Annotated in this window: 24 protein-coding genes and 1 pseudogene; 13 read left to right on the forward strand and 12 right to left on the reverse strand. The window is 46.7% G+C overall.

All coding sequences use genetic code 11. From position 1 onward, the window contains the following. The first annotated feature begins 132 nt into the window (after positions 1–132). Entirely contained in the window at positions 133–546 is a 414-nt protein-coding gene (tnpA, locus tag QUB56_RS29665) for an IS200/IS605 family transposase (RefSeq protein WP_332959924.1), read from the forward strand. A gap of 132 nt (positions 547–678) precedes the next feature. Here tnpA and QUB56_RS29670 read toward each other — a convergent pair whose 3' ends face one another. The 7 genes from QUB56_RS29670 to QUB56_RS29700 form a co-directional block, all read right to left on the reverse strand. Then, a complete protein-coding gene (locus QUB56_RS29670; RefSeq protein ID WP_332959925.1) occupies positions 679–831 on the reverse strand; it encodes a papain fold toxin domain-containing protein in 153 nt (50 codons plus the stop codon). A 209-nt stretch (positions 832–1,040) separates the two neighbouring features. Next, positions 1,041–2,294 (reverse strand): beta-ketoacyl-ACP synthase II, encoded by a 1,254-nt coding sequence (fabF, locus tag QUB56_RS29675; RefSeq protein WP_332959926.1) that lies wholly within the window; start codon positions 2,292–2,294, stop codon positions 1,041–1,043. A gap of 97 nt (positions 2,295–2,391) precedes the next feature. Beyond that, positions 2,392–2,649, reverse strand: coding sequence for an acyl carrier protein (gene acpP / locus QUB56_RS29680; RefSeq protein WP_332959927.1), 258 nt, complete (start codon positions 2,647–2,649; stop codon positions 2,392–2,394). 614 nt (positions 2,650–3,263) lie between these two features. Next, complete coding sequence (locus QUB56_RS29685) at positions 3,264–3,440, reverse strand: hypothetical protein (protein ID WP_332959928.1); 177 nt, start codon at positions 3,438–3,440, stop codon at positions 3,264–3,266. A gap of 605 nt (positions 3,441–4,045) precedes the next feature. Continuing rightward, positions 4,046–4,372, reverse strand: a complete 327-nt coding sequence (locus QUB56_RS29690) for a hypothetical protein (RefSeq protein ID WP_332959929.1) — start codon at positions 4,370–4,372, stop codon at positions 4,046–4,048. 388 nt (positions 4,373–4,760) lie between these two features. Further along, a complete protein-coding gene (locus QUB56_RS29695; protein WP_332959930.1) occupies positions 4,761–4,979 on the reverse strand; it encodes a hypothetical protein in 219 nt (72 codons plus the stop codon). 263 nt (positions 4,980–5,242) lie between these two features. Beyond that, entirely contained in the window at positions 5,243–5,407 is a 165-nt protein-coding gene (locus QUB56_RS29700) for a hypothetical protein (protein ID WP_332959932.1), read from the reverse strand. Between the two features lie 135 nt (positions 5,408–5,542). On the opposite strand from QUB56_RS29700, the gene QUB56_RS29705 reads away from it, so the two are divergent. The 8 genes and pseudogenes from QUB56_RS29705 (at position 5,543) to glmS (ending at position 14,982) form a co-directional block, all read left to right on the forward strand. Continuing rightward, complete coding sequence (locus tag QUB56_RS29705; RefSeq protein WP_332959934.1) at positions 5,543–6,448, forward strand: CoB--CoM heterodisulfide reductase iron-sulfur subunit B family protein; 906 nt, start codon at positions 5,543–5,545, stop codon at positions 6,446–6,448. Between the two features lie 944 nt (positions 6,449–7,392). After that, positions 7,393–7,563: a hypothetical protein gene (locus QUB56_RS29710; RefSeq protein WP_332959936.1), complete on the forward strand. Its 171-nt coding sequence runs from the start codon at positions 7,393–7,395 to the stop codon at positions 7,561–7,563. 86 nt (positions 7,564–7,649) lie between these two features. Beyond that, positions 7,650–8,861 carry a chloride channel protein gene (locus QUB56_RS29715; RefSeq protein WP_332959937.1) on the forward strand — a complete coding sequence of 404 codons (1,212 nt, stop codon included), beginning with the start codon at positions 7,650–7,652 and terminating at the stop codon, positions 8,859–8,861. A gap of 534 nt (positions 8,862–9,395) precedes the next feature. After that, positions 9,396–10,672, forward strand: a pseudogene (gene iscB / locus QUB56_RS29720) (RNA-guided endonuclease IscB). Between the two features lie 243 nt (positions 10,673–10,915). Then, positions 10,916–11,161, forward strand: coding sequence for a photosystem I iron-sulfur center protein PsaC (psaC, locus tag QUB56_RS29725; protein WP_015175986.1), 246 nt, complete (start codon positions 10,916–10,918; stop codon positions 11,159–11,161). 389 nt (positions 11,162–11,550) lie between these two features. Continuing rightward, complete coding sequence (locus QUB56_RS29730) at positions 11,551–11,736, forward strand: hypothetical protein (protein ID WP_332959942.1); 186 nt, start codon at positions 11,551–11,553, stop codon at positions 11,734–11,736. A gap of 4 nt (positions 11,737–11,740) precedes the next feature. Continuing rightward, entirely contained in the window at positions 11,741–12,979 is a 1,239-nt protein-coding gene (locus QUB56_RS29735) for a transposase (protein ID WP_332959943.1), read from the forward strand. 80 nt (positions 12,980–13,059) lie between these two features. Beyond that, entirely contained in the window at positions 13,060–14,982 is a 1,923-nt protein-coding gene (gene glmS / locus QUB56_RS29740; protein ID WP_332959944.1) for a glutamine--fructose-6-phosphate transaminase (isomerizing), read from the forward strand. A 195-nt stretch (positions 14,983–15,177) separates the two neighbouring features. Here glmS and QUB56_RS29745 read toward each other — a convergent pair whose 3' ends face one another. Beyond that, on the reverse strand, positions 15,178–16,764 hold the full coding sequence (locus QUB56_RS29745) for an O-antigen ligase family protein (RefSeq protein WP_332959945.1): 1,587 nt from the start codon (positions 16,762–16,764) through the stop codon (positions 15,178–15,180). A 50-nt stretch (positions 16,765–16,814) separates the two neighbouring features. Beyond that, positions 16,815–17,660: a YaaW family protein gene (locus tag QUB56_RS29750; protein ID WP_332959947.1), complete on the reverse strand. Its 846-nt coding sequence runs from the start codon at positions 17,658–17,660 to the stop codon at positions 16,815–16,817. Positions 17,661–18,379: 719 nt separating this feature from the next. Here QUB56_RS29750 and QUB56_RS29755 point away from each other — a divergent pair. Together QUB56_RS29755 and QUB56_RS29760 are read left to right on the forward strand one after the other, a co-directional pair. Next, a complete protein-coding gene (locus QUB56_RS29755; RefSeq protein ID WP_332959949.1) occupies positions 18,380–18,763 on the forward strand; it encodes a class I SAM-dependent methyltransferase in 384 nt (127 codons plus the stop codon). 193 nt (positions 18,764–18,956) lie between these two features. After that, entirely contained in the window at positions 18,957–20,024 is a 1,068-nt protein-coding gene (locus QUB56_RS29760) for an FAD-dependent oxidoreductase (RefSeq protein WP_332959951.1), read from the forward strand. On the opposite strand, the gene QUB56_RS29765 is transcribed toward QUB56_RS29760, so the two are convergent. After that, positions 19,982–21,328, reverse strand: coding sequence for an RNA-guided endonuclease InsQ/TnpB family protein (locus tag QUB56_RS29765; RefSeq protein ID WP_445243417.1), 1,347 nt, complete (start codon positions 21,326–21,328; stop codon positions 19,982–19,984). The two genes, QUB56_RS29760 and QUB56_RS29765, sit on opposite strands and share 43 nt — an antisense overlap. 21 nt (positions 21,329–21,349) lie before the next feature. Here QUB56_RS29765 and QUB56_RS29770 point away from each other — a divergent pair, with 21 nt between their 5' ends. After that, complete coding sequence (locus QUB56_RS29770; RefSeq protein WP_332959953.1) at positions 21,350–21,496, forward strand: ribbon-helix-helix protein, CopG family; 147 nt, start codon at positions 21,350–21,352, stop codon at positions 21,494–21,496. A gap of 128 nt (positions 21,497–21,624) precedes the next feature. Continuing rightward, positions 21,625–22,191 (forward strand): Uma2 family endonuclease, encoded by a 567-nt coding sequence (locus tag QUB56_RS29775; protein WP_332959955.1) that lies wholly within the window; start codon positions 21,625–21,627, stop codon positions 22,189–22,191. A gap of 58 nt (positions 22,192–22,249) precedes the next feature. On the opposite strand, the gene QUB56_RS29780 is transcribed toward QUB56_RS29775, so the two are convergent. Together QUB56_RS29780 and QUB56_RS29785 are read right to left on the reverse strand one after the other, a co-directional pair. Further along, positions 22,250–23,155, reverse strand: a complete 906-nt coding sequence (locus QUB56_RS29780; RefSeq protein WP_332959968.1) for a Uma2 family endonuclease — start codon at positions 23,153–23,155, stop codon at positions 22,250–22,252. Positions 23,156–23,315: 160 nt separating this feature from the next. Next, the gene (locus QUB56_RS29785) at positions 23,316–24,242 is read right to left on the reverse strand and encodes a polysaccharide deacetylase family protein (protein ID WP_332959969.1); all 927 of its coding nucleotides are present in this window, start codon (positions 24,240–24,242) and stop codon (positions 23,316–23,318) included. Between the last annotated feature and the right edge of the window lie 229 nt (positions 24,243–24,471).

Here is a 24,471-nt window from a genome sequence, read left to right on the forward strand (position 1 = left end):
CAAATATATTCTAGAACCGCTTTCAATTTTTTGTCAGGTTTGATTAAAACTTGTTGACATCCAAACACACAAGTCACAGAGTTGATGTGATATGTTGATTATACATTATCTATCAACAAGGTCAAGCGCTCTATGGCGAGTTTGTCAAAAAAAGATTTAGAGTATCGACACGAGAGTAACGCCGTTTCACTGATCAATATGCACTTTGTGTTTATCCCGAAACGCCGTAGAGCCGTTCTAGTTGGTAAAATTGCGGAACGGTTGCAAGAAATTATTTTTGAGGTGGTCACCGAAAACAGATGGAAAATTATTGCTTTGGAAATTATGCCCGATCACGTACACTTATTGCTAAACCTTAAGCCGACGGATTCTGCTAGCTTCGTCATGCAAAGGGTCAAAGGGAGAGCTTCTAGTTACCTGAGAAAAGAATTTCCTGAATTGTTGAAATTGCCTACTTTATGGACTCCTAGTTATTTTGTCGGCAGTGTTGGCAATGTTTCGACTGAAACTGTCAGAAAATATATTGAAGAGCAAAGGGGTAAATAATACAGAATACTGGCAGCCTAAAGGCTACAACTGCGTTTCATACCCTGCGGGAAAGACCGGGGTTCTCACTCGACGCGCTATAGCCTCTCCCGGTACGCTATCATCATAAATGCCACTGTTGGGACCTCTTCCTTATCCTGTGTACAGTTTTATGCGCTTTCCAGGAATTCCTTGACTTGTCAAGTAATCTTTGATATTGCTGGCGCACTCAACACATTTAAAGTTTTCATAGCGATCGACAATAGCCTTGATTTGCAGTATTTGCTCAGCAGTAATCTCACTCATATCCCGCCACGACCAACAAATTGATGACTTACGCACCGGTTGCCCGAAACCGGGGAAAGATGGACGAAAATTATTCGCTGGCAGCCCGCAGATTCGGTAAAAAACCTGGTTCCTTCGTCGCAGTCCGCCACTTTGTAAATTTATATAAAAAAATTAAAAGGCGAAAAACTAATTTTTCACCTTCTAACTTGCAAATTTCCGATTTCGGGTTACTGAACAAACTTCTTGAATGCCAGTGTCACGTTGTGGCCGCCAAATCCAAAAGAATTTGACAGCGCCACATCCACTTTTAGATCGCGGCTTGTATGAGGAACATAGTCTAAATCGCACTCAGGATCGGGATTTTCCAGATTAATTGTCGGCGGGATTTTGTCATTGGCGATCGCCATTACCGTCGCCACCGCTTCAATTCCCCCAGAACCGCCCAAAAGATGACCCGTCATTGACTTGGTAGAACTAATTGCTACTTTGTAAGCGTGCTCTCCCAAAGTCCGCTTAATGGCCTTGGTTTCCGTAGAATCGTTGGGAAGCGTGCTCGTGCCGTGAGCGTTGATATAGCTCACTTGATCCGGCGTCAAACCCGCATCCTTGAGCGCTAAAGCGATCGCCCGCGACGCACCGTCCCCCCCCGGTACCGGGGAAGTCATGTGATACGCATCGCAAGTTAAACCGTAGCCGACGATTTCTGCGTAAATCTTCGCGCCCCGCGCCAGAGCGTATTCCATTTCTTCTAGAATCAGAATGCCAGCACCTTCGCCGACGACAAAACCATCACGATCGCGATCGAACGGACGAGAAGCATGAGTCGGGTCATCGTTGCGAGTCGAAAGCGCCCTCGCCGCAGCAAAACCCGCCACGCACAAAGGTGTCACCGCAGCTTCGGTACCACCGCAAATCATGGCTTGCGCGTAACCCCCCTGAACTAGGCGAAACGCATCGCCCACAGCATTTGACCCGGCAGCGCAGGCCGTCACCGTGCAAGAGTTCGGCCCCTTAGCGCCCGTATGAATCGCCGTCAGGCCCGCGGCCATATTCGCAATCATCATGGGAATCATAAACGGGCTGCATCGATCGGGGCCGCGATTCAGATAGATCTCTTGCTGGTCTTCCAAAACCTTCAGGCCGCCAATGCCAGTGCCAAGAATGACACCCACCTGTTCTGCGTTCAGGTCGTTAATCTCAAACTTCGCATCAGCAACAGCTTGTTTGCTCGCTGACACCCCAAATTGAGCAAAGCGATCCATCCGCTTTGCTTCCTTGCGCTCTAAATAGTCGTGTGGGTCGTAACCCTTCACCTCTGCGGCAAAGCGGCAGTTGTGCCGCGACGGGTCGAATAAGGTGATCGGGCCTATACCATTCTTCCCGGCAAGCAACCCGTCCCAATACTCGGACAAGGTATTGCCGATCGGTGTAATCGCGCCGAGACCCGTGATAACAACGCGCTTACGCTCTAAATTTGTCATGATTTCAGTTTCAAAAAATTAAACACCCAGAACGCAGAACAAAAGAGGAGTTTCCAGTTTTCTAACTTCTCTCCTCTCAGGGGAAAAGACAGGTATTTTATGCTTTTGGAGCTGCAAGTTGGCTGCTGATGTAATCTACACAAGCTTGAACCGTAGTAATTCCTTCGGCTGCTTCGTCGGGAATTTCAATATCAAACTCTTCTTCCAAGGCCATTACCAGCTCTACTGTATCTAAGGAATCTGCTCCTAAATCGTTAGCAAAGTTGGATTCGGGCTTGATTTGGCTCAGCTCCTCGACTTCCAGTTGCTCTTTCACAATTGTCTGGACTTTAGTAAAAATGTCGTCTTGGCTCATAACATCGTGTCCTCATTGGTTGCTGCGTATCTAATCTTATCCGAAAGGGGGATCTGCAACTGAAAGGCTGGCCGCTTTTCTAAGTGACACGGCCCAGCGACAATAGCGGCACGGACGATCATCGCAGCAACTTTAGGACTATTATGTCGTGGCGATCGCTATTTGAATAGTGCTGGATGCATAAACTCTATCTGGCGGTGCACACCGTACCTTACCCCTACAAATAGTGTTGCCAAGCAATTTTTGCGTCCCGGACTGATTGAATGACTACCTGCAACAGATCGTGCCCTAGTGACTGCTTGTCCCCTAGAAATTCTCAACAGCAACGCCCACATGCATTCGATCCGTCTTGCTTTCCTACTTGCGATCGCACTCAGACAACCTCAACGGACTCAAGGGAAGTATCACCTCTGTATAACGATAGAGTTAAGCGGCGCGCCGTCAGGCGTGTCCGCTTAAACGACTTGTTATGTGCTTCTTTATAATTCGTTCTCCATAGGGGTAGGCCTTAGCTCTTCCCTTCTTACACGTTGCTCCCGCGCACGAGAGTCCACAGGGTGTTGCTCGCAAACACCCGCCTGCACGCCTCCACCTGGTCGTCTAGGTCGCCTGCGCTAAGCAGCCGCGCGACCCATCCGACCGACTTGAAGGTCGGCCAGTACAGGTATTTGCCGTCCCGGGTAATGTGCCAGCCACAGGAGAATATGAGGCGCGCCGCCGGACGTGCGTGGTCGAGGACAGCCTGCGCCGTTCCCGACGAGGTACTGGTGTACCCCCCAAGGTACCAGCACAGTGAGCAGCCCATCACACCCTTCGACCGCCTTTTTGATGACCGGGCGCTCGTTCCTCGCACCGGGAAAGACTGTGATATGCCCCTTGAACCCGTCGAGTTTGCCTACGCTGCGTTCCCGACAAACACCAACCACCTCTTAGCCCTTATCTAGCCCCTGCTGCACCATGTACTGCCCGAGTTTCCCGGATGCGCCTACGATAAAAACCTTCTTCCTATTCCTTCCCTACACATAACGGCTGAATTGACCGGCAAACAAGCGCCTCGAGCTCAACACCAAAATATCACTTTTGTCAGATCCAAGGATATGTTATACACCGCTCACTTCACAATTACTTCTGTTTCGCGATCGCCAATAGCTTGTATGGACTCAACAACGGAGCAAACCATCTTTGCTTGCTTAATCTCGGCAGAAAAACGACAAATTTAACAAGCCCGATCTGTTCCGCCTAACGGTGTGATTGAGCGGCTGTCAAAACCATTGCATCTACACCAGTGACTTTCGCCAGTCGGCTCCAAGCGAATTGTTAGACAGCTTAACATCAACTCTACTTACAAGATCGGAGATTGCACTTTCTCCATCAATTGTGGGTGATTCGCCTCATTTCATGGATTTTCAGGAAGAAGCGCCTCAATATATGGGGCAATATAATTGCGACATTTTTCGATATAGTACGTTGTAAACAGAGATTCAAACTCCTGTTTTACTAATTGAATTGCAGCCTTCAAACCGGGGTGACCACATACTAATAGCAGAGCGGTGTAATAGGCATAGTATTCTTTCTCTTTATCAGTAATATTTTTTTTGAAAGCATCTTGGTAAAGCTCACGTACCTCACCAATAAATTGTTGAATGGCTGAACCAAAGTGAATAGACTCTCCACTTGGTAAGTTGATTTTTTTAATTTGAATAAATCCAATCACCTTCTTCATACATTCACGGGTCTGTTCAACTGATAAGCATCCCTAATTCTTTCGTCTAAATCCCCATTAAATGCAACCATTTGTAACTTCAATGACTCCTAAAAATGCAACGTTATAAAGCTAGTTTGATTCGATTTTCTGCAATTTATGAATATGATGCTCAATCCCTTTACTAAATCCGTGGAAATCAGTTGCAAAATATTCTTTGAGCTCTTTGAGCTGGGCTAACGGTTGCCAGTCGAACATTATTGAGTTTAACATTATTGAAGTCCCTCCAAATCATTTATGTTTAGGCAGTATGGGCCGCTAAGGACTACCTCAATCAGCTCAAAATCGTCATTTTTATCCTAGCGATACTCAAGCGTTTTGAAATCTCGCTCGTAGCTTGCCCGATCGCTCAAAACTTCAAGAACGCCTTCTTGAAGTTTTGATTGAACTCCTCGGCAATACTTCTGTCATTTGGACCAGCCAAGTACCAACTCCCATCAAGGTAGGGAGAATTGTAGGAGAAATCAGTGGGTTGAAACCCCTCCTCCAGTAACTTTTGCCCTTGATATTTTTGAGAAGCTTTGTAAATTGTGACGGTTTGGGGGAATTGTGCTTGACCCGAATGCATGATTTGACATCTTGGCTGAGATGAAAAGCAGTATCATAAACTACCGCTATCTGTGGAACCAGATGACTTTGCAACTACCGACAGCATTGAAGTACAGTCGCACCGATCGCCCAGCAAGCTAACGGTTTAGTTCAGCCACCTTGGCTTATTTACTCTTGAATCATAAGACTCTAATGGGTCGGCTGTAACGATGTGTTATGCTCGATCCCCTAACAATTACTTATGCTAGTGCGCTCGCCCTTCGCCTTTGCGAACTGACAAACTTAGTAACTCATTTTTGGTTGCCCAGCAGCGATCGCAGATACATAACTTTGACGGTGCGATCGATTCCAGTGTCTAGACGAACCATCAGCGAGGGGATTTTTCCAAAAGCGCCTCAAGCAGATTAGCGCGATCGCCCCGCCACCCACTTGAAAACTGCGTTTCATCTGTGCCTTAAAAGAGGGGGGCTTTCACGCTAGTTTTCTGTAAGGATATGGAGAGGGGAAACGAAGCAGGAAGCATCCCGACCTCCAGCGCTCTCGTTTCTTTTCCCTTGCCTTTTCTCCCCTGCCGAAACGATTATGCCATCCCCAAATCTCAAATATGCTTATTTTCCCGGTTGCGTTGCCCAAGGGGCGGCCCGCGAACTTTACCTGTCTACCCAAGCACTGACTCAAGCCTTGGGCATTGAACTGGTGGAACTCAAGAAAGCTTCCTGCTGCGGTTCTGGCACTTTCAAGGAAGATTCGCAGTTACTCGAAGATACTGTCAACGCCCGCAATATTGCTTTGGCTGAGGAACTGAATCTGCCTTTGCTGACGCATTGCAGCACTTGTCAAGGGGTAATCGGTCATGTGGACGATCGCCTCAAGGAATCTCAGAAATCCGATCCCAACTACATAGAAAAAGTTAACGGTTTACTAAAAAAACAAGGCTGTTCGCCTTATCAAGGCAGTACCGAGGTGAAACATCTGTTGTGGGCGATCGTTGCAGATTACGGTTTGGAGGAGGTGCACAAGCGAGTCACCCGCAAGCTTTCGGGCTTGAAGTGCGCGTCTTTTTACGGATGCTACCTCCTGCGAGCTCAGGATAAGCTGCTTTACGATGACCCGCACCAACCGGAATCGATGGAAAATGTATTTCGGGCGATCGGGGCAACTCCGGTTTATTATCGAGGCCGGACTCAGTGCTGCGGCTGGCCGTTGGCGAGTTATGCCACTAACCAATCTTTTCAGATGGCAGGCAAACATATTCAAGATGCTATTGACAATGGCGCTGATTGTATGGTAACGCCTTGTCCTCTCTGTCACTTGAATTTGGATTCGCGACAGCCGGAGGTGGAAAAAGTAATCGGGCGCAAATTGAGTTTGCCAGTGTTGCATTTGTCGCAATTGGTGGCTTTGGCTTTGGGTGTGGAACCGAAAAAACTAGGGCTCGATCGACATATTGTTTCAACTAAGCCCGTGTTAGAAAAATTAGGCTTTTAGTCGATCGATTTGCGCGAGTTGGTAGTAATGACTAAAGTCCTTTCTCATATCAAATCCAGGTTGGTAGTAAGGACTTTAGTTTTTTCTCATCTCAAATCCGGTTAGATCGGAATTATACCCGAGTGGTAGCGTCCCGCTCGATCGCGCTCATACACTCTTGAGTTTATCAAAAATCTGGGTTTAAAACCCTGTCCTTCTAGGACGGCTTTAATTTCTTAAATCCCTTCCTAAAAGTCAGGAAATTTCTAGTATACTAGAGTAGTCAAGGTTAAACACCTGTGCCTCAAGTGAAACAGGACATGAGACACACTTTTAGGCATAAATTGTTGGACCCTGAGCAGCGAAAACTCTTTAAACAGCTAGAGGCTGAATTCAGTAAGCCTTAAACCAGCAAAAACAAACTATTTAGAGACGTTCTGGCAGAACGTCTGTACAGTAGGGTAGGGCATACCCAAACTCTAGATAAATATTCTAGTACGCTTTTGGAGATAGACCCGCTGGGATTGTCTAAGTTAGGCTCGATACTTGGTTCAATTGAACGGGTATTTGGTTTAAGTAATGCCGTAAGGATAGTCAATTTTAAGGTCAGTCGCTGAATTAAGAATCCCCACGCCTTTAGGCTGGGGAGTGTCAAATAAGATACCGTCCACAATTTCAGTCCTGGACGCACACATACCAAAGAAACCGGGTTTTTTACCGAATCAGCGGGTCACAACCTGTGTTTTTTCCTAAAAAAACCCGGTTTCTGAGTCCCGGTGCGTAAGTCCACAATTTGTCGTTTTATCCCCAGAGGCGATCTACTCTTCTTCTTGTGGGGCAGCAATGGTCCTGCGGATTTATCACTCTTTGTCGGTTAAGTTGCTCGAATATGCAATTTATTCCCGATCTTAGCTCGTCATCAGAGATCCCAAATGGGTTCTTTAAGCTATTGACACCACCAACAGATGAAGCGGTATAACGGCGGAGGCTTCAGCGGACGGCGTTGCACGGTGGCTACACCACCGATAACCTATGCCTCAGTTCCCTTGCCAGCCCTTGTTAGACTGCGATCGCTCTCTTCGCATTCGATCGCCCGGATCTACACTCCAAAGCAAGTTTGGTGGTTGGTAGGTTAATATACAAACAACCGAAGTTGTATACCATTACACAAAATAGTTTTTTAAGACTTCCTAACAGCATAGTTATTGATCGGGAATCAGCAATGAAACGAAACCCAGTAAATCTCACACGTTCGGTATTCCTATGGGCAATGCTAGGAATCATTTGTGGTTTGTTTGCTGCAACTTATTGGATATTTTTGTCTTACCTGATGGTGAGATTTGAATATTTTAGTGGACTTTCTCTACTAATCATCATGCCGCTTGCGGGTTTGCTCATCGGTTTGCTCATTCATTGGCTGGGAAATCCTGGCGAAATAGGGTTGATTATTGACAATATTCATCTCAATGGTGGGCGGTTACCAATGAACGAGAATCCTTCGATGATTCTGTCGTCGCTTATCAGTATTGCAAGTGGAGGCAGTGCTGGTCCAGAAGCACCAATGGTGCAAGTAACAGGTTCAATTGGTACGTGGTTGGCCGATCGCTTTCAATTGCGTGGAGAGGCACTACGAACTTTGAGTATTGCTGGCATGGCATCTGGTTTTACAGTTTTGTTCGGCGCTCCATTGGGTGGTACTTTTTTTGCTTTAGAAATCCTGCATCATCAGAATGTTGTAGAGTATTTTGAAGCAATATTGCCTGCGGTCGTGGCAAGTTGTGCAAGTTACACCATTTTTGTAGCAATTACCAAGCTAGGAATAGGTCCTACCTGGCATTTTCCTCAATACAATGTGGACAGCCTTTATGACTTTGGCGCAGCGATGGCTTATGGAATCGTAGGTGCGCTCGTGGGGTGGCTTTTTATCGCTGTATTTCGCAATGTAGGTCGCTTGTTTGATTCGATCCCCGGTCCCATCTATGTGCGGACTACTTTAGCTGGGCTAGGACTTGGTGTTTTATCAGCTTTTTTTCCGCTCACTCGTTTCTTTGGTGAACATCAAATTGAAAAAATTGTTGAAGGAAACTTTTCTTTGGGATTTGTCTTAACTTTAGTTATTGCTAAAGTGTTTGCCATTAGTACCACCGTAAATGGAGGCTGGCGGGGGGGGATTATCATCCCACTTTTTTTTATAGGAGCTTGTTTAGGAAAGGCAATCGCTATCATTAATCCCGCATCCAACGAGACTTTGGCAATGATTTGTGTAATGGCTGCTCTGAATTCAACAGTTACTAGAACTCCAATTAGTACAACTCTGCTACTCGCCAAGTTGACAGGATTCAGCACTTTTACACCGATTCTATTCGCTAGTCTCGTGGGTTTCTTCTTGGCTCCCCGATCTCCCTTCATTACCTCACAGCATAAAGTTGATTAACAAACGGCTAGAATTCCTGTAATAGCTCGGTGTAGCGGTGACAAATACGTGCAATTTGCGAGTGTCGAGTCTCAAGGCTTCTGCCATTACAAATGCACCAATTGCATCAAACAAAATCTAGCCGTTGATACCAGTCAGCTTGCCGTTTTTGATCCATTGCCAAAAGCCAGTGTCACCAGTGCCAATGCGAAACTCAATTTGTATTCGATCGGGCTGATGCTCAAACGGTTGGCGAATGATATCGAGTCCAAATGGGTTCTATCAGAGTCCCAGCGTCATGAACCCCATGCCTAAAGGCAGGGGCTTGTAGACTGTCCGACTCTTCGAGCGGGATACAAGCCAGAACATGACCAGCCTCAGACGCAACAAGCGTCTACGTTTTTAAGGTCACGATACCTACAAATGCGTCGCTAGTTTGTAGCCCTATCGTTGGTTGTTAAACATCTTTCATGGGTTAAGGAAGTGCAGCCAACCTGACAAGCCTTGAAAACATTGGCGAAGCGAACGTTACGAGCAATCAGAGGAGACGCAACAATGTCTAACTTTGTCTTTGTAATTGATACCAATCGCAAACCGCTATCACCATGTAAGCCAGGAATGGCCAGGTCATTGCTGAAAGCTGGAAAAGCAGCGGTATTTCGCCGCTATCCGTTTACGATTGTTTTAAAAAAAGCAGTTGAGACGAATCCTGAACCGCTAGAACTGAAATTAGAGCCCGGATCGAAAGTCACGGGGGTTGCAATCAAACAGGACAACAAGATTATCTTCGGAGCCGAACTGCAACACCGGGGCCAGCAAATTAAAGATGCACTTCTGTCTCGCCGTCAACTTAGGCGAGGAAGACGCAATCGCAAAACTCGATACCGTAAGGCGCGATTCCTCAATCGCACTCGCCCCGATGGTTGGCTCGCTCCATTCTTGCAACACCGAGTCGAAACAACACTTACATGGGTTCGCAAATTGATTCGACTCGCGGACGTTGCCAGCATTGTTCAAGAGTTAGTGCGGTTTGATTCTCAACTCATGCAAAACCCTGAAATCTCAGGCGTTATGTATCAGCAGGGAGAATTGCAGGGTTACGAAGTCCGGCAGTATCTCTTGGAAAAATGGCATCGGCAGTGCGCTTATTGCTCGGCTGAAAATGTACCTTTTGAGGTTGAGCACATTCAGCCCAAATCAAGAGGCGGCTCGGATAGGGTTTCCAATTTGACGCTTGCCTGTCACGATTGCAATCAAAAGAAAGGCAATCAGGATATTCGAGCATTCCTAGCAGCTAAATCCGACCTGTTAAACCGCATCCTCAAACGAGCAAAGTTACCACTCAAAGATGCAACAGCGGTCAACTCAACCCGATGGGCATTATTTAATGCACTTAAAGAAACGGGATTGCCCGTCACTACTGGCACGGGCGGACAAACTAAGTTCAATCGCCATCGGTTAGGTTTGGCTAAATCGCACTGGCTTGATGCTGCGTGTGTGGGCAGCGTTGACACGCTCAAAGTATTGACTTCAAAGCCTTTGTTGATTGTGGCTGTCATGTCAGGGGACACGACAGATGTGCGGCCCGGACCAGTACGGATTTCCCATTCGGCACAAGTCCAGAGTACAAATTCACAAAGGGTTTCAGACTGGCGATATTGTCAGTGCAACCGTTACCGCAGGGAAGAAAGTCGGCTCTTATACAGGACGGCTTCTCTGCCGTGATCGACGGCAGTTTTGATATCGTAACGAAGGCTGGGAGAGTAGCAGGTATTAGCCACAAGTATTGCAAATCTATTCACAAAAAAGATGGCTATAGCTATGGGTTTTAAAAATATTTCAAGGCGACGGTCGTCGCTGTCGCTTTCCTCCCCATGTCTAAAGCCAGGGGCTTCTCGCTCGTTTTTTAGTGAATAACTGTGAAGTTTTGTCGCTTTTTCGCGAAGTGCTTCCAGGCACTGCGGTAGACTAACCTTTAATTCTCTGTGCAGGCTATAGCGGTGTCACCTAGCCGTCAAATCTGTTAATTCGCAGAGCCAGCAAATTTTTAGTGACTCGTTGGGAGCCTTTATTCAATGTCTCATTCAGTCAAAATTTACGATACCTGCATCGGCTGCACTCAGTGCGTCCGGGCTTGTCCGACTGACGTTTTGGAGATGGTGCCCTGGGATGGCTGCAAAGCAGCTCAGATTGCCTCATCTCCCCGCACCGAAGACTGTGTAGGCTGCAAGCGGTGCGAAACTGCTTGCCCCACCGATTTTCTGAGCATCCGGGTTTACCTGGGAGCAGAAACCACTCGCAGTATGGGTCTAGCTTACTAAAAATCGATCGACACGCCGCTCAAATTACGGGCACAAGAGAGGGGGCGATTAAATTGCCCCCTCTTTTTTTGTCGCGGAATCTGCATTCTGGGGCCCGAAGAAGGTTGACGCACAGTAAATAGTTTGCTTATTTTAGCTCCTGTATGCTACTATTCTCTACCTGGCATAGGTACCACTGAGAAAAGCGGTCGAATGGATGGGCTTGCATCCACACACAGACAAGAAAATATGCAGACGAAGGGAAGATCAAAAGCATCAAAAACGAAGCAGGGCAAAGACTCTACGATGTTGAGTCCTATCAGCGCGGTGCAACTAGAACTACCGTTGTTTGCGAATGTCGAGTCAGTTCACCTTCACAGCGAGATGACTTCGCTAGACTTGTTGAATTCATGCAGCAGCAATATCCAGACGCCGAAATCATCCAAGATGTCGGCTCAGGACTCAACTTCAAAAAGAAAGGACTGCAAGCCCTACTGGTCAGATTTATGCGCGGCGAACAGCTCACGATTGTTGTTGCCTGTCGGGACAGATTGTGTAGATTCGGATTTGAACTATTCGAGTTCATGGCAGAATAAAACAGTGGAAAAATCCTGGTTCTCGACCGAATTGTTTACTGCCCGGAAACCAAACTCACAAACGATATTCTTGCCATCCTTCACGTCGACCGTTGCAGAATGCACTCCCGGCGAAGTTATAGCAAGAAAATCAAGGAAGATCCGTCTATTCCTAAATCCCGAGCAAAAAGCGCTAATCAAGCAGTGGTTTGGCGTGAGTCGTTTTGTCTACAACACGACAATCACATACTTGCAAGAACCAGGCACAAAAACTAGTTGGATGGCAATCCAAACCGGAATACTCAACAGTTTGCCAGAATGGGCAAAGCCTGTACCTTTCCAAATCAAATCAATCGCCATCAAAGATGCTTGCTTAGCCGTCAAAGCAGCTAAACAGGGATTCAGCAAAGACGGTCTAATCCGCCAATGCAAATTTCGGAGTAGAAAAGATACCAAGCAGTCTATTTATGTACCAAAAACGGCAATAAAAGACTGTGGTGTTTACCATTCAATTCTAGGTAAGTGTCGAATAAAAGAAGCCCTACCTGCAACTTTCAGCGATGGCAGGCTGACTCTTGCCTATGGCGACTATTACCTAATCGTTTCTGAAGAAGTGCAACAAGTTAAGACTGAGAAACAAGGTCGGCTGGTTGCCTTATATCCCGGTGTCCGCACGTTCATCACATTCTTTAGTGAAGATTCTTATGGCGGGCTAGGAAATGATTCTAATTTGCACATTCAAAAATTGTGTTTTCGTTTGGACAAATTGGTGTCAAAGATTTCTCAAGCTCCTAGTAAGCAGAAAAGAAGATTCAAGAAAGCAGCCAGCATACTTCGCTGTAAAATCAAGAATTTGGTTAAAGAATTACATCATAAAACAGCTAGATTCTTAGTTGATAATTTCGATGTAATTCTACTACCCAAGTTCGAGACTTCTCAAATGGTGTCTAAGTCCCGCCGTAAATTAAGTAATAAAACGGTGAGACAAATGTTAACCCTAAGTCATTACGAGTTTAAAACTTTTTTGAAGTGGAAAGCTTGGGATAAGTCAAAACTTGTAATTGATTGCAGCGAAGCATACACCTCCAAAACAGTATCGCGGACGGGTGAAATTGTCCCAAATCTCGGTGGCGCTAAGACTATAAAGTCTCAAGCCACGGGATTGAAGATGGATCGAGATCTAAATGGTGCTCGGGGGATTTTCCTTCGGGCATTGGTTGATACACCTTTGTTAAGAAATTATCTTAACTTATATGTTTGTTAGCCTTTGTTAGCAAAAAAGTATCGGTAAAAATGATAAAACTTGAGTTTTATTGCGATCGCTAAGCAGGAGTAGTACGTTATATGTGCGGAATCGTTGGCTATATCGGCACGCAAGCAGCAAGCGAGATTTTGCTAGCAGGATTGGAGAAACTAGAATACCGGGGCTACGATTCAGCGGGCCTCGCTACCATCTCCGAAGGAGAAATTACCTGCATCCGAGCAAAGGGCAAATTGCACAACCTCCGGGAAAAGCTAGCAGAGATAGATTCTCTGGCTCCCATCGGCATCGGGCACACCCGCTGGGCAACTCACGGCAAACCAGAGGAATATAACGCTCACCCTCACCTGGATAATAGCGGGCGAGTTGCAGTAGTTCAAAATGGAATTGTCGAAAATTATCGCGAGTTGCGGAAAGAATTGAAAGCAAAGGGACATAAATTTATCTCGGATACAGATACAGAAGTTATTCCTCATTTAATAGCTGATTTTTTGCAAGAAGCAAGAAGCAAGAAGCAAGAAGAAAAAGATAAAAAAGTTGAGAAAATTGCTGATTTCTCGTTTTTGGAAACAGTCTTAAAGGCGGTAAATAAATTAGAAGGAGCCTTTGCGATCGCCGTTATCTGTGCAGATTTTCCAGAGGAAATAATTGTCGCCAGACAGCAAGCTCCTTTGGTGATAGGCTTTGGTGCAGGCGAATTTTTCTGCGCTTCCGACACGCCGGCCTTAGTATCTCACACCCGCACTGTTTTGTCCTTGGAAAATGGCGAATTGGCAAGGCTAACTCCGATGGGAGTCGAAGTTTACAGCTTTGCAGGGGAAAGGCTGAAAAAAAGCCCGCGCATCCTTGGTTGGAGTCCGGTTTTAGTCGAAAAACAAGGCTTCAAACACTTCATGCACAAGGAGATTTATGAACAGCCGGCCGTAGTCCGAGCTTGTTTGGAGGCTTATTTAGACAGCGAGTGGCAGCCGGAAAATCCGCGCTCTCCCATCAATCTCAACTTGCCCAATGAACTCTGCGCTGATGTCGAACAAATTTCAATTCTCGCCTGCGGAACGAGCTGGCACGCCTCGCTAATTGGCAAATATTTGTTGGAACAATTAGCTAATATTCCCACTGCTGTGCAGTACGCTTCTGAGTACCGCTACGCACCGGCACCGCTGACAGCAAATACTTTAACTATTGGGGTAACTCAGTCGGGAGAAACGGCGGACACGCTGGCTGCTTTGGGGATGGAACAGCAGCGCCGCGCGGGTTTTACTGATAAATTCCGGGCGAGAATGTTAGGCATTACTAACAGGACTGAAAGTTCGATCGCCCACATGATGCCGCACGTGATCAATACCCACGCCGGTATAGAAGTCGGCGTTGCTGCGACTAAAACTTTTGTGACTCAGTTGATGGCATTCTATTTCTTAGCTTTGGATTTGGCGCACCAGCGGCAAACAATCAGCGCTGAAAGATTGGCAGAAATTATTACTGGTTTGCGCCAGTTGCCGGCGGAAATTGAAAAGTTTTTGGAGATTCAAGAACAGTATGTGGAGGAATTGTCCCACCAGTTCACGGAAACCCAAGATTTTATCTTTGTGGGGCGGGGAATTAACTTCCCGATTGCTTTGGAAGGGGCGCTGAAACTGAAGGAAATTAGCTACATTCACGCCGAAGGATATCCGGCGGGAGAGATGAAACACGGTCCGATCGCCCTTTTGGATGCGAAAGTGCCTGTAGTGGCGATTGCCATGCCCGGTAGCGTCTACGAAAAGGTGCTTTCTAACGCTCAGGAAGCGAAAGCCCGCGACGCTCGTTTAATTGGCGTCACGCCGAAGCAAGGTGTGGCGGAAGCCGATATTTTTGACTACGTTTTGCCCGTGCCTTTGGTGGATGAATTGTTGTCGCCGATTGTGACAGTAATTCCGCTGCAATTGTTGGCTTATCACATTGCGGCGCGTCGGGGTTTGGATGTGGATCAGCCGCGCAATTTGGCGAAGTCGGTGACGGTAGAATAAAAAAATTCAGTTGGCAGTTGACTGTTGACTGTTGACTGTTGACTGTTGGCTGTTGACTGTTGACTAATGACTAATAACAGTTGTTATAGGGGTTCGATCGCGTGGTGAGGTATGCCCTGCGCGGGCCAATGCCCTGCGCGGGCCAATGCCCTGCGCGGGCCGATGCCCCATGCGCGATGCCCGATGCCCTATTCCCTATTCCCTCTGGCTGACTCCGCAAATTGCGGCTAACAGCAACCAGCTTGTAGTATTGACTCTGAAATCAAACAGCGTCACGTCTACAGTATTAAATAGGGTACAGGCGACGAAGGCTAATAAATAACTGAAAAAAATTAGGCGATCGCCCGCTCTCAAATCTTGACAAGCCACCTGATTCGTGCTATTAATCATAGATTTTTGATTGATATCTAAAGCATTTTCCGCTTTTTCCAGTGTTGCTATTTGCTCATGTTTGATATCCGCAGAACAAAGTGGCCAATTGGCCAGCAGCCAAACACCCCTAGCCAAAACCCAACCAACTAAACCAAACAACAAAAGGGTTGCAGGTATTCCCGTTTCCGCAGTCAACATCAGTATCAAACTGTGAGGATGACCAAGCCATTCTTGCATTTGAGCTTGATAGAGAGGCGTAAAATTTCGCAATCCCCAACCAGTCCAAGGACGCTGCTGAGTCATCGACCAAGCAAATTCCCACTGAGTAGTTCTCAAAGTAGCTGTAGGTCGATTTGGGAACATCTCGTCGGTGAGTCTAGCCCAAAAGAAAGCAGGGACAATTATTCGCAAATACTGCCGTAAAGGTTCCGGGCCAAAGGCAGAAAAAAAAACTGTGCTAGCCACACTAAAAACCGCAGCTAATAATTTTTTATAACCCGCATAAAATGCAAAAGCCAAAACTGCCAAAACTGCCAGTCCCCAAGCATTGCGAGAATTAGTAAAAATTAAAGCAACAGCCTGGACGATCGCTGCAAAACTTAAAAAGAGGAATCGGTAATTGGGAATCTGGAATTGGGAATCGGTAATTGGGAATCTGGAATTGGGCATTAATATTCCTTCTTCCCTCGAACCTCTTCCTTCTGAATCCTGACTCCTGACTCCCGACTTTTGCCCAATAATTAATCCGTGTATCCGTGACAAAATCCGTGTCGTGCCTTCCTTCTTCCTTCTGAACCCTTCTTCCATCCACAGTCCCAGTGCTAAAATAAAAGCAATTGTCAGATAGCAAGCTAAAATATTAGCGTACATAAATACAGAAGCCATGCGGCCGGGTGGATTGCCTTTGGGTTCGAGTACCCAGCCAAAAACAGGCTGCAATTGATCGATGCCGCTCCAACCTAAAAATTGCTGTCCCAGGCCTAAAATTATCACGGGAATTGAACTAATTACAATCATCCAAGACAATTGTCGCAACTGAGCCGAAGTTTGAATTAAACTGCTGAAAGTGGCAAACAATATAAAGAACGGCAAGAAATTGTACAACCCTAAAAAAGCCTCGATGGGGTTGTGGGCAAAAACCGCTGTGATGACTAGCAGCGCGCTCAGAATTGCGAATCCTCGATTCAGCGGGCGGCGACTAATTTGACGGAACTTTTGCTTGCAAGTGCCGGCCAATCCCAGGAATAAACCTAAAGCTCCCAAAATCGGAATTAAGGGAAAAATCAGCATCCCGACTTGAGCGAAATTCCAAGGAATTTGCAGGCTGCGATCGGGATGTTTTTGGAGGCGAGACTTGAGATTTTCGGCTGTCAGTTTGGCAGCTAATTTCAACCGATTTTTGATATTCACCCACACTCCAAATCTAAAATCTAAAATCTACAATCTACAATCTACAATCGTTAAGCTAGTTCCCAAACGCATTCCGATCGCGTTAATCGAATTTGAGCTAACGCAAAAATGGTCGGGATAATCCGGCCGTAGTTGGTGGAAATCGATCGCCAACCCAAATCCGCGAAAAACCAAGTCCACATCACCGGGCCGAGAAACGAGAACACGCTGCGCGTCGCACCGTAACGAGCGGCACTCACAGCCATACCGCGCCGCGCTGTCTGAATTGCGACATAATTTTGAAACTGGGTTGCTGCGGTTGCAGTCCCTGTAACAACGGCTTGTTTTGCCATTTCATAGGTGGCAAAATGCAGCGCAAATTGATTGGCCATCAATTTAAGCAACATTGGTTTTAAGATGGAACTGACAGCTAAAGCACTGCCGCCTTTGAACAGTAAACCGAGCGGGTCTTTTTCCGCAGCAATTGGCAGGGGTTCCGAGAGTTTGGACTCAACGATCGCTCGCTGTACGCGCACTGTCAGCGCTTGCTGTTCGTGGGCCGGCAAACCCTTCCAGGTCCGGCCCATTAAGTGCAGAAATACTTCGGCCTCTAAGTCGGTGGTTGACAACTGTTTGGGATAAGGGATTTTGAGATAGCGGCAAACTTGAATTAGTGCTTGTCTGTAAGTTACTTGTTCGGTTCGCCCTCTGAGTACCGTCAACCCGTCGGCTGCAAGATAGCGAAAGCGCTGCTCTAGGGCGTCTAGCCATGCTTGGCGATCGCGGCTTTGTACGTCTATGGGTGCGGGGGTTTGCACGTAATCTAAAGGGTTAAACTTGCGGCTGAACAGAAGTTCTGTTAGTTGTTGCAATTCTTCTTCTGTTGCCAATTCTAGTGCTGCTCTGAGTTCGTCCAAAATTTTGCCCTCCCGTATACGATTTTAGATTTTAGATTTTAGATTTTAGATTGCTGCTGCTTGACAACCAGTGGGATTTAGGATTTACCTACAGTGGCATTTTTTAAACTGGTCTTACCTGTCGATTCGTGCCAGCCCCTATTCTACTACCTGGCGCAGGGCGATCGACAGGCTTTGCACAGAATATCCGACTGCTAGAAGCCATAACCTCAGCAGCTACATCGATCGGCGGATGCGCATCTAAATTTTATAGTCAAGTTTGGGGTGTCCCGCCCGCCCTAAAAATACAATTTAGATGCCCGACAGCAAACCCGGAACCCCTCGGTACGTCTACAACCCCGCAGCTTGAAGAGTCAAACCGTCGCCTTGAACCCCCACTATTTTATAGACTATAAACAAAGGAAAAATAATTTAGTGTACTTCTGTTCCAAAAGGTCAGTTAATCCTATAATGAGTTGAGTTTTTTTAGAATACGGTAAATGATGTCTTCTTCTGTGGCACCGTTTTTTTGGGCAGGCATATTGGCAAGATACTTTCCATCTCAAACAGCATCTAAAGGATTTTTTAACTCCTATTTAGAAACAATTGAACAATAGCTAGCCGTCTGTTAACAAGCCCTAAAAAAAATAGGTCATCGGGATTTTGATTGGGAAAAAGCTAGCGATTCTTATCGCGATCGAGTCGGACAAGCTTACCTATTTGACCTGGGAGCTTGGCATATGTCCAATCAGGGTTACATAAAAGGCAGTTTAACATTAATATCAGATAGGGCTGCCGATCTAGTTTTAGATTTTGGCGGGGGTATTGGCACTCATGCTATGGCAGCAGCTCTTTGTCCTCAAGTAGAACAAGTAGTGTATTGCGATCTAGACCCCATAAATTACAATTTTGTTCAAAGCCGACCTGCTAAGTTAGGCTTTAGTGACAAAATATCCTGTTGGCTGCAATTATCTTCGACGGAATTTTTAGAGGCGATTATTTGTTTAGATGTGATGGAATATTTACTAAATTCCAGTCAGCAATTGATAGATTTTTACCAAAGGCTGGCTCCGTTAGGGAAGATTTTCCTTAACTGGTATTTATTTAAAGATTTTAATCAATAAATTCCTTTTAAGCTAGAATAGTAGGAATAAATAAACACATTTGTTTCTCAACTTCAGTCTAATCTTAGCGAGGTTTTTCACTCTGATTTAATCACCGCTCGTTGCTATCGCAAATTAACTGCAAGTTAAGAAATCAGCTCAAGGCTTATTTCCTAGAAAAAGTCCGGTAAGTAATGTATCTGGAAGTTCAATTATGTTCGATGTTGCGGTGATTGGTGCGGGTATGGCGGGGCTCAGTTGCGCTCAACGGTTGCGTCAAGCTGGTTATTCTGTGGCGGTTGTTGAGAAATCTCGCGGCGCGGGGGGACGAGTCGCTACCCGCCGCGTACAGGGTACTAGGGCCGATCACGGGGCTCGCTATTTGGAACCGCAGGGAGATGCGGTACAGGGGTTAATTGAGGTTTTGGTCGATCGCCACATCCTCAAGCTCTGGACGGATAGTGTGCGAGAATTCCGACAAGGAGAAATGTTCTCTATTCCTAGTTCTTGTTATGTCGCACCTGCTGGTATGAATGCTATCGGTAAGTATCTGGCCCAGGATTTAGATATTTGGTACGGCCGCCGCGTCCAAGCTATTTCTCCTACCGACAGTCAAATGTGGCAGCTTTCTCTGGAAGTTACCGACGACAATTTAGAGATACCTCAAGAATTGATGGCTAAGGCTGTAGTTGTGGCAATTCCTGCACCTCAAGCTTTAATGTTTTTGAATTCAGAAATCGGTTTGCAATCTGATTTTATTGACAAATTGCGTTCTGTGGATTACGACCCTTGCATTACCGTTATGGCTGGCTATTCTGCGGCAAAACAGCAAGATTTAAGCAATCTAAATCCGCAGTGGAAATCTGTTACTTTTCGAGATGATGCTGATTTAGCTTGGGTTGGTTTAGATAGCAGCAAGCGGCTTGAGTCGCAGCAGCCTGTGTTTGTGGTTCACAGCAGTGCTTCTTTTGCCGATCGCCATCTAGAATCTGCGGATTTGCCAACAGTCGGTCAAGAATTGCTCGATCGCACTTCTGAATATTTAATCCCTTGGCTGAAACAGCCGGAATGGTTGCAGGTTCACCGCTGGCGCTATGCTTTTTGTCGAAATCCTTTGCCTGTTTCTTGTTTGGTGGCTGGGGGGACTTTGCCGCTGGTTTGTGCGGGGGATTTGTGCGGGGAAGGTCAAATAGATGGTGCTTTGCGATCGGGTTTGGCGGCCGCTAATTGGGTGAATTCTCAGTTGCAAAATTTGCCCTTAGATTCCAGCCTAAATTGGTAATGTGACATCCTCCCCCACCAAATCTTACGATTATGGTGGGGGCTTCCCAATTTCGCAATTGAGATTTGCTGCCTCATAGGACTTGTACCCAAGTATCCTCCGCAGCCAGCAAACGCTAGTCCAAGCGTCCTTTTTGCCCGATTTAAAATGTTTATTCCAGAGTTCCAGTCTCGGTCGATAATCAATCCACAATGAGGACAATTATGAACTCTATCCTTGAGTATTTTCTCGACCCGCTCACTACAACCAGAACATTCGATACTGGTTCCTCTAGGGTCATCTCCAATTGCCCACTTACCGCGTTTTACCGCAACTGCTTGCAGGATATTCAGGAAACTTCCCCAGGCTGCATCCAATATCGACTTGGCGAGTCGGGTTCTTGCCAAGCGCTTAATGTTCAGGTTCTCAAACGCTATCAAGTCGTACTGGTCACACAACCAATGTGCAACTTGATAATGAAACTCTTTTCTCTGTCTGGCAACATGCAGGTGGAGACGAGCAACCTTATTGGATTGTCGTTGGTGGTTTTTGCAACCCCTTTCCATCCGTGCCAGTTGCCGTTGATGACGAGCTAATTGCTGTTGAGACGAACGGTAAAACTGCGGAATCTCTACCGCTTGCCCGTCTGAGGTCGCCAAAAACTTCTCTAAACCTACATCTATGCCGACTGCATTCTTGATTTCATCGACTGGTAGCGGGTCAGGAACAGTCCCATCTTCCAGCGACAAACTCGCATACCACCCATCAGCTTTCCTGACTAAGGTAGCCTGCTTAATCGTGAACCCGTCCGGGATTGGACGATGCAGGATAACTTCAATCTCGCCAATTTTTGACAACTTGAGGATGTTCCCAACTAGATGCGCTCCGGCTTTTTGGCAGTTGACTCGTGGAAAGGTAAACGAGCAAATGTCACCCCGTTTCTTAAACCGAGGACGCCCACCACGTTTGCCTTTGTTGTCAGGAATCAACCAACGTTTCCAAGCCTTATCTAACCTCATTAAGTTCTGTTGTTGGCAATCGGCATAGATGTTTTTGTACTCAGGAAACAATTCTTTGGTTTGGCGTAACTCCGATGCTTGAGTGTAGTAGTCAACTTTGTCAGGAATATCACCTATCGGTTCAGACACAATACTGCATCGGTCAATCTGACATCGAGTGCGGCGTAGCCAATCCAGCCTTTGAGCCAGTGCGTAATTGTAATGTCTACGCAGTAACTCTCCCCAGACTTCCATCGTGGACGCCTGTTCAGGAGTAGGGCTGAGCTTGTACTGGTAGGTGATTAGCATATTGCTACTATACTGCATATAGCAATACAAAGTGAACCTATGAAAGCTATCACCTTTAGACTGCCAGAGCAAGAGTTAGAAACATTGCAAGCATACTGCGAACAGGAAGGAAGAAATCAGACAGATGTACTCAGAGAATACATTCGCAGTCTCAAAAGGAAGATTAAACGTGATGACAAAGATTAATTGGTCGCTTCCGTCCCTCCAGCAACCCGCCTATCCCCCATGCCACCAAACCCTACCGGGCTATGGTGGTAGTACCCCGGCGAAATTATGATGGCTACAATTAAGGTATCGATTTTGTCTCTAACGCTATGATTGCCATCCCGTCTGGGTTTAGCCCGGAAGATTACCTTGCCCTCGAACGTGATAATACCGTCCGGCATGAATATCGGCGCGGTTTGGTGTACGCGATGGCGGGAAGTAGCGATGACCACAGCCGTCTGTGTATTAATTTGATAACTGCGATTAACCTTCACCTGCGCGATGGTGACTGTCAGTTTTTTTCGGCTGATGTCAAGGTGAATTATGCGGATTCGTTCTTCTACTATCCAGATGCGTTTGTCACCTGCGATCCGCGCGATCGCGAAGATCGTTATGTGAAGCGTTATCCCAAGTTGATTGCTGAGGTGCTATCCCCAACGACTGAAAACTTCGATCGCGGTGAGAAGTTTGAGGATTATCAACAGCTTGAATCGTTGGAAGAGTATGTTTTAATCGCACAGAACCAGATGCGGGTGGAGTGTCGTCGTCGGGTGCAGGATGCGAGTTCCCTGGGCTGGGAAACGGTGGTTTATGAAGCAGGCGATGCGGTGATGCTGCGGAGTATTGGGCTGGAAATGCCGATCGAGGAGTTATATCGCGGTGTCAGCATACTCTGAACTCCTGAGATTCGATCGATTGAATTGCACTAACGGTTTCCTTTGGCATAATCGCCCTTTATCCCAAACGCTGCACCTCTTCCACCGACAGAGAAAGCGCCTGGGCAACTTGTTCGACGGTTAAACCCATTGCCAGTAGTTGGGGGATGGCTTCTCGTTGTGTTTGCTCGACGCGATCGGCCCGCTGACTTTCCGCTTCAGCCCGTTGACTTTCCGCTTCAGCCCGTTGACTTTCCGCTTCAGCCCGCTGCCGTTCCTGTTCGGTGTGGAGGCGTTCGAGTCGAGCTTGCTCGCTCCCCGTCAGCAACAAATTCCCCTGGTTATCCCACCAGCGCAACCAACGCTGTGTCTGATTTTGATAGCTGCCGAACCATACGCCTAACTCTACTCCCATGCGCTCGATCGGGTAATGTCCGCGATCGTTCGGTTCCAACAGGCGATAGCGGGCGTTCACCCAGTTGTAGACTTCCAGTTGGCTAGTTTTAATTGTATAGATGGCGTAGTAGGGAATGCGGATAATCTGTTCGTATACCCAAAACTTCCCTGGCTTCTGATTAGTACCTTCTGGCAAACGAGATAAAGGCGTGTTGTCGCGTTCTTCGGAACCATCCCCACTCGCCAATTCGATCGCAATTATGGGCACCATATACTCGCGCCACAGCACGTAAGAGCGGCGAATTTCTCCGTCTAATAGGGGCGGAACGTTGGGGACGTAGAACCAATCAGGGGCTTCGGCTCCGCGTTCGGGGGGGTCGGTTTCGCGCCAGTATATCCCGCTATCTTGCCCGATCGCATATTGTCCGTCGGGGTGAAGCGTTTGCAGTGTGCTTTCTAGGGAGTCGGTGAGCAGGATACTCTGAGGATGTTCTTGGAAGTTCTTCACGAACGTGCCGTCTGATTCGGGGAGTTGGGTGTGATCCGGGAAGGCGGGGGGCAACCCTGTCGCATTAAGACTTTGGCTCATGGCTGGTACGCGATCGACTCGCGATCGAACTGATGCTCTGTTATAGCCTAGCGATTGTCGATCGATTTGTGTAGCCCAAGATAGCGATCGTTCTGAAAAATCGAGCAATCGACCTACAAAAAAATGGAAAAATGGTGTAAAGTCCCACTTTTGTAAATTGTTATTTTTTTGCTGTTTCCTGGCGTTTTAACTCTTGTTCTTGCATCTGCAATAATTCGGGAACTGTTACGAAAATGTACCCTTCCTTTCTCAATCTAGCAATAATATCAGGCAAAGCTTTTACAGTTCTCGCTCGATTGCCGCCGCCGTCGTGCATCAACACAATACCCCCGGATTTTGCCTGCCTCATCACGTTGTCTATCAAAGATTCCGTAAGAGTCCGCCAATCAAAAGAATCAGCAGACCACATCACAACTGAATAATTTTTCTTTTGAGCGTAAGCTGCCAATCCATTGTTTAAAATGCCTCCTGGCGGGCGGAACATCGATGTTTGGATGCCGGTCAATTCCTCAATTAAGGATGATGTGCGATCGATCTCGCGAGCTGCACCGTCTTCGTTATACTTAATATATTGGTGGTTCCAAGTGTGGTTGCCGATCGCGTGACCTGCTGCTGCGACCTGTTTGCCAATGTCGGGATAAGCTTGCAGGTATCTTCCTACCCAGAAGAATGTAGCCTTAATATTGTTTTTCTTGAGAATCTCTAGGATTTGTGTAGTTGTTTTCGGCCAGGGGCCGTCGTCAAATGTCAGGGCGATCGCCTTGTGCTGGGAGTCGAGTTTCGCCTCACGAATGGTTGTACCTTGAAACTGATCCGGTACGGTTGATTGAAAGCGCATTCCCTGCAATTCGGCTAGAGCCTGTTGGGAAAATTCAACTCGATGGGCGATCGCCTGTTTGAACTGATTAATATTGGAGGTCGGCTTTTGTTCTTGCGACTGGGATACGGTCAAGACTTGCGCCTGAATCGGTTTCAATGGCTGATTTGCCCGCAAGTTAATTGGCAACGTCACACCCAGCAAAAAACTTGCTGTGGCGGCGATAAAAGCAACGATTAAAGTTTTTCGCCGCCTCAACAGCCGTTTCATTTTTGTCACGTCATTCTCTCCTTCACACCTTGCACAGTTAATTCTAGATTTTATGTTGATATCAAGTTAATCAACTTTAGAACAATACTTCGGAAAGTTTTTGATTGCTAACAGTAGAATAAGGGTTCCAGGGCAATATGCTGGCACAAGACAACGCTGACTACAATCTTAAAACCTAATTTCAATTGTGCGGACTCGTGGCAAAAGCTAAACCCGGTTTGGTTTATTC

This window comes from Microcoleus sp. AR_TQ3_B6 (genome assembly GCF_036702785.1).
Taxonomy (GTDB): domain Bacteria; phylum Cyanobacteriota; class Cyanobacteriia; order Cyanobacteriales; family Microcoleaceae; genus Microcoleus.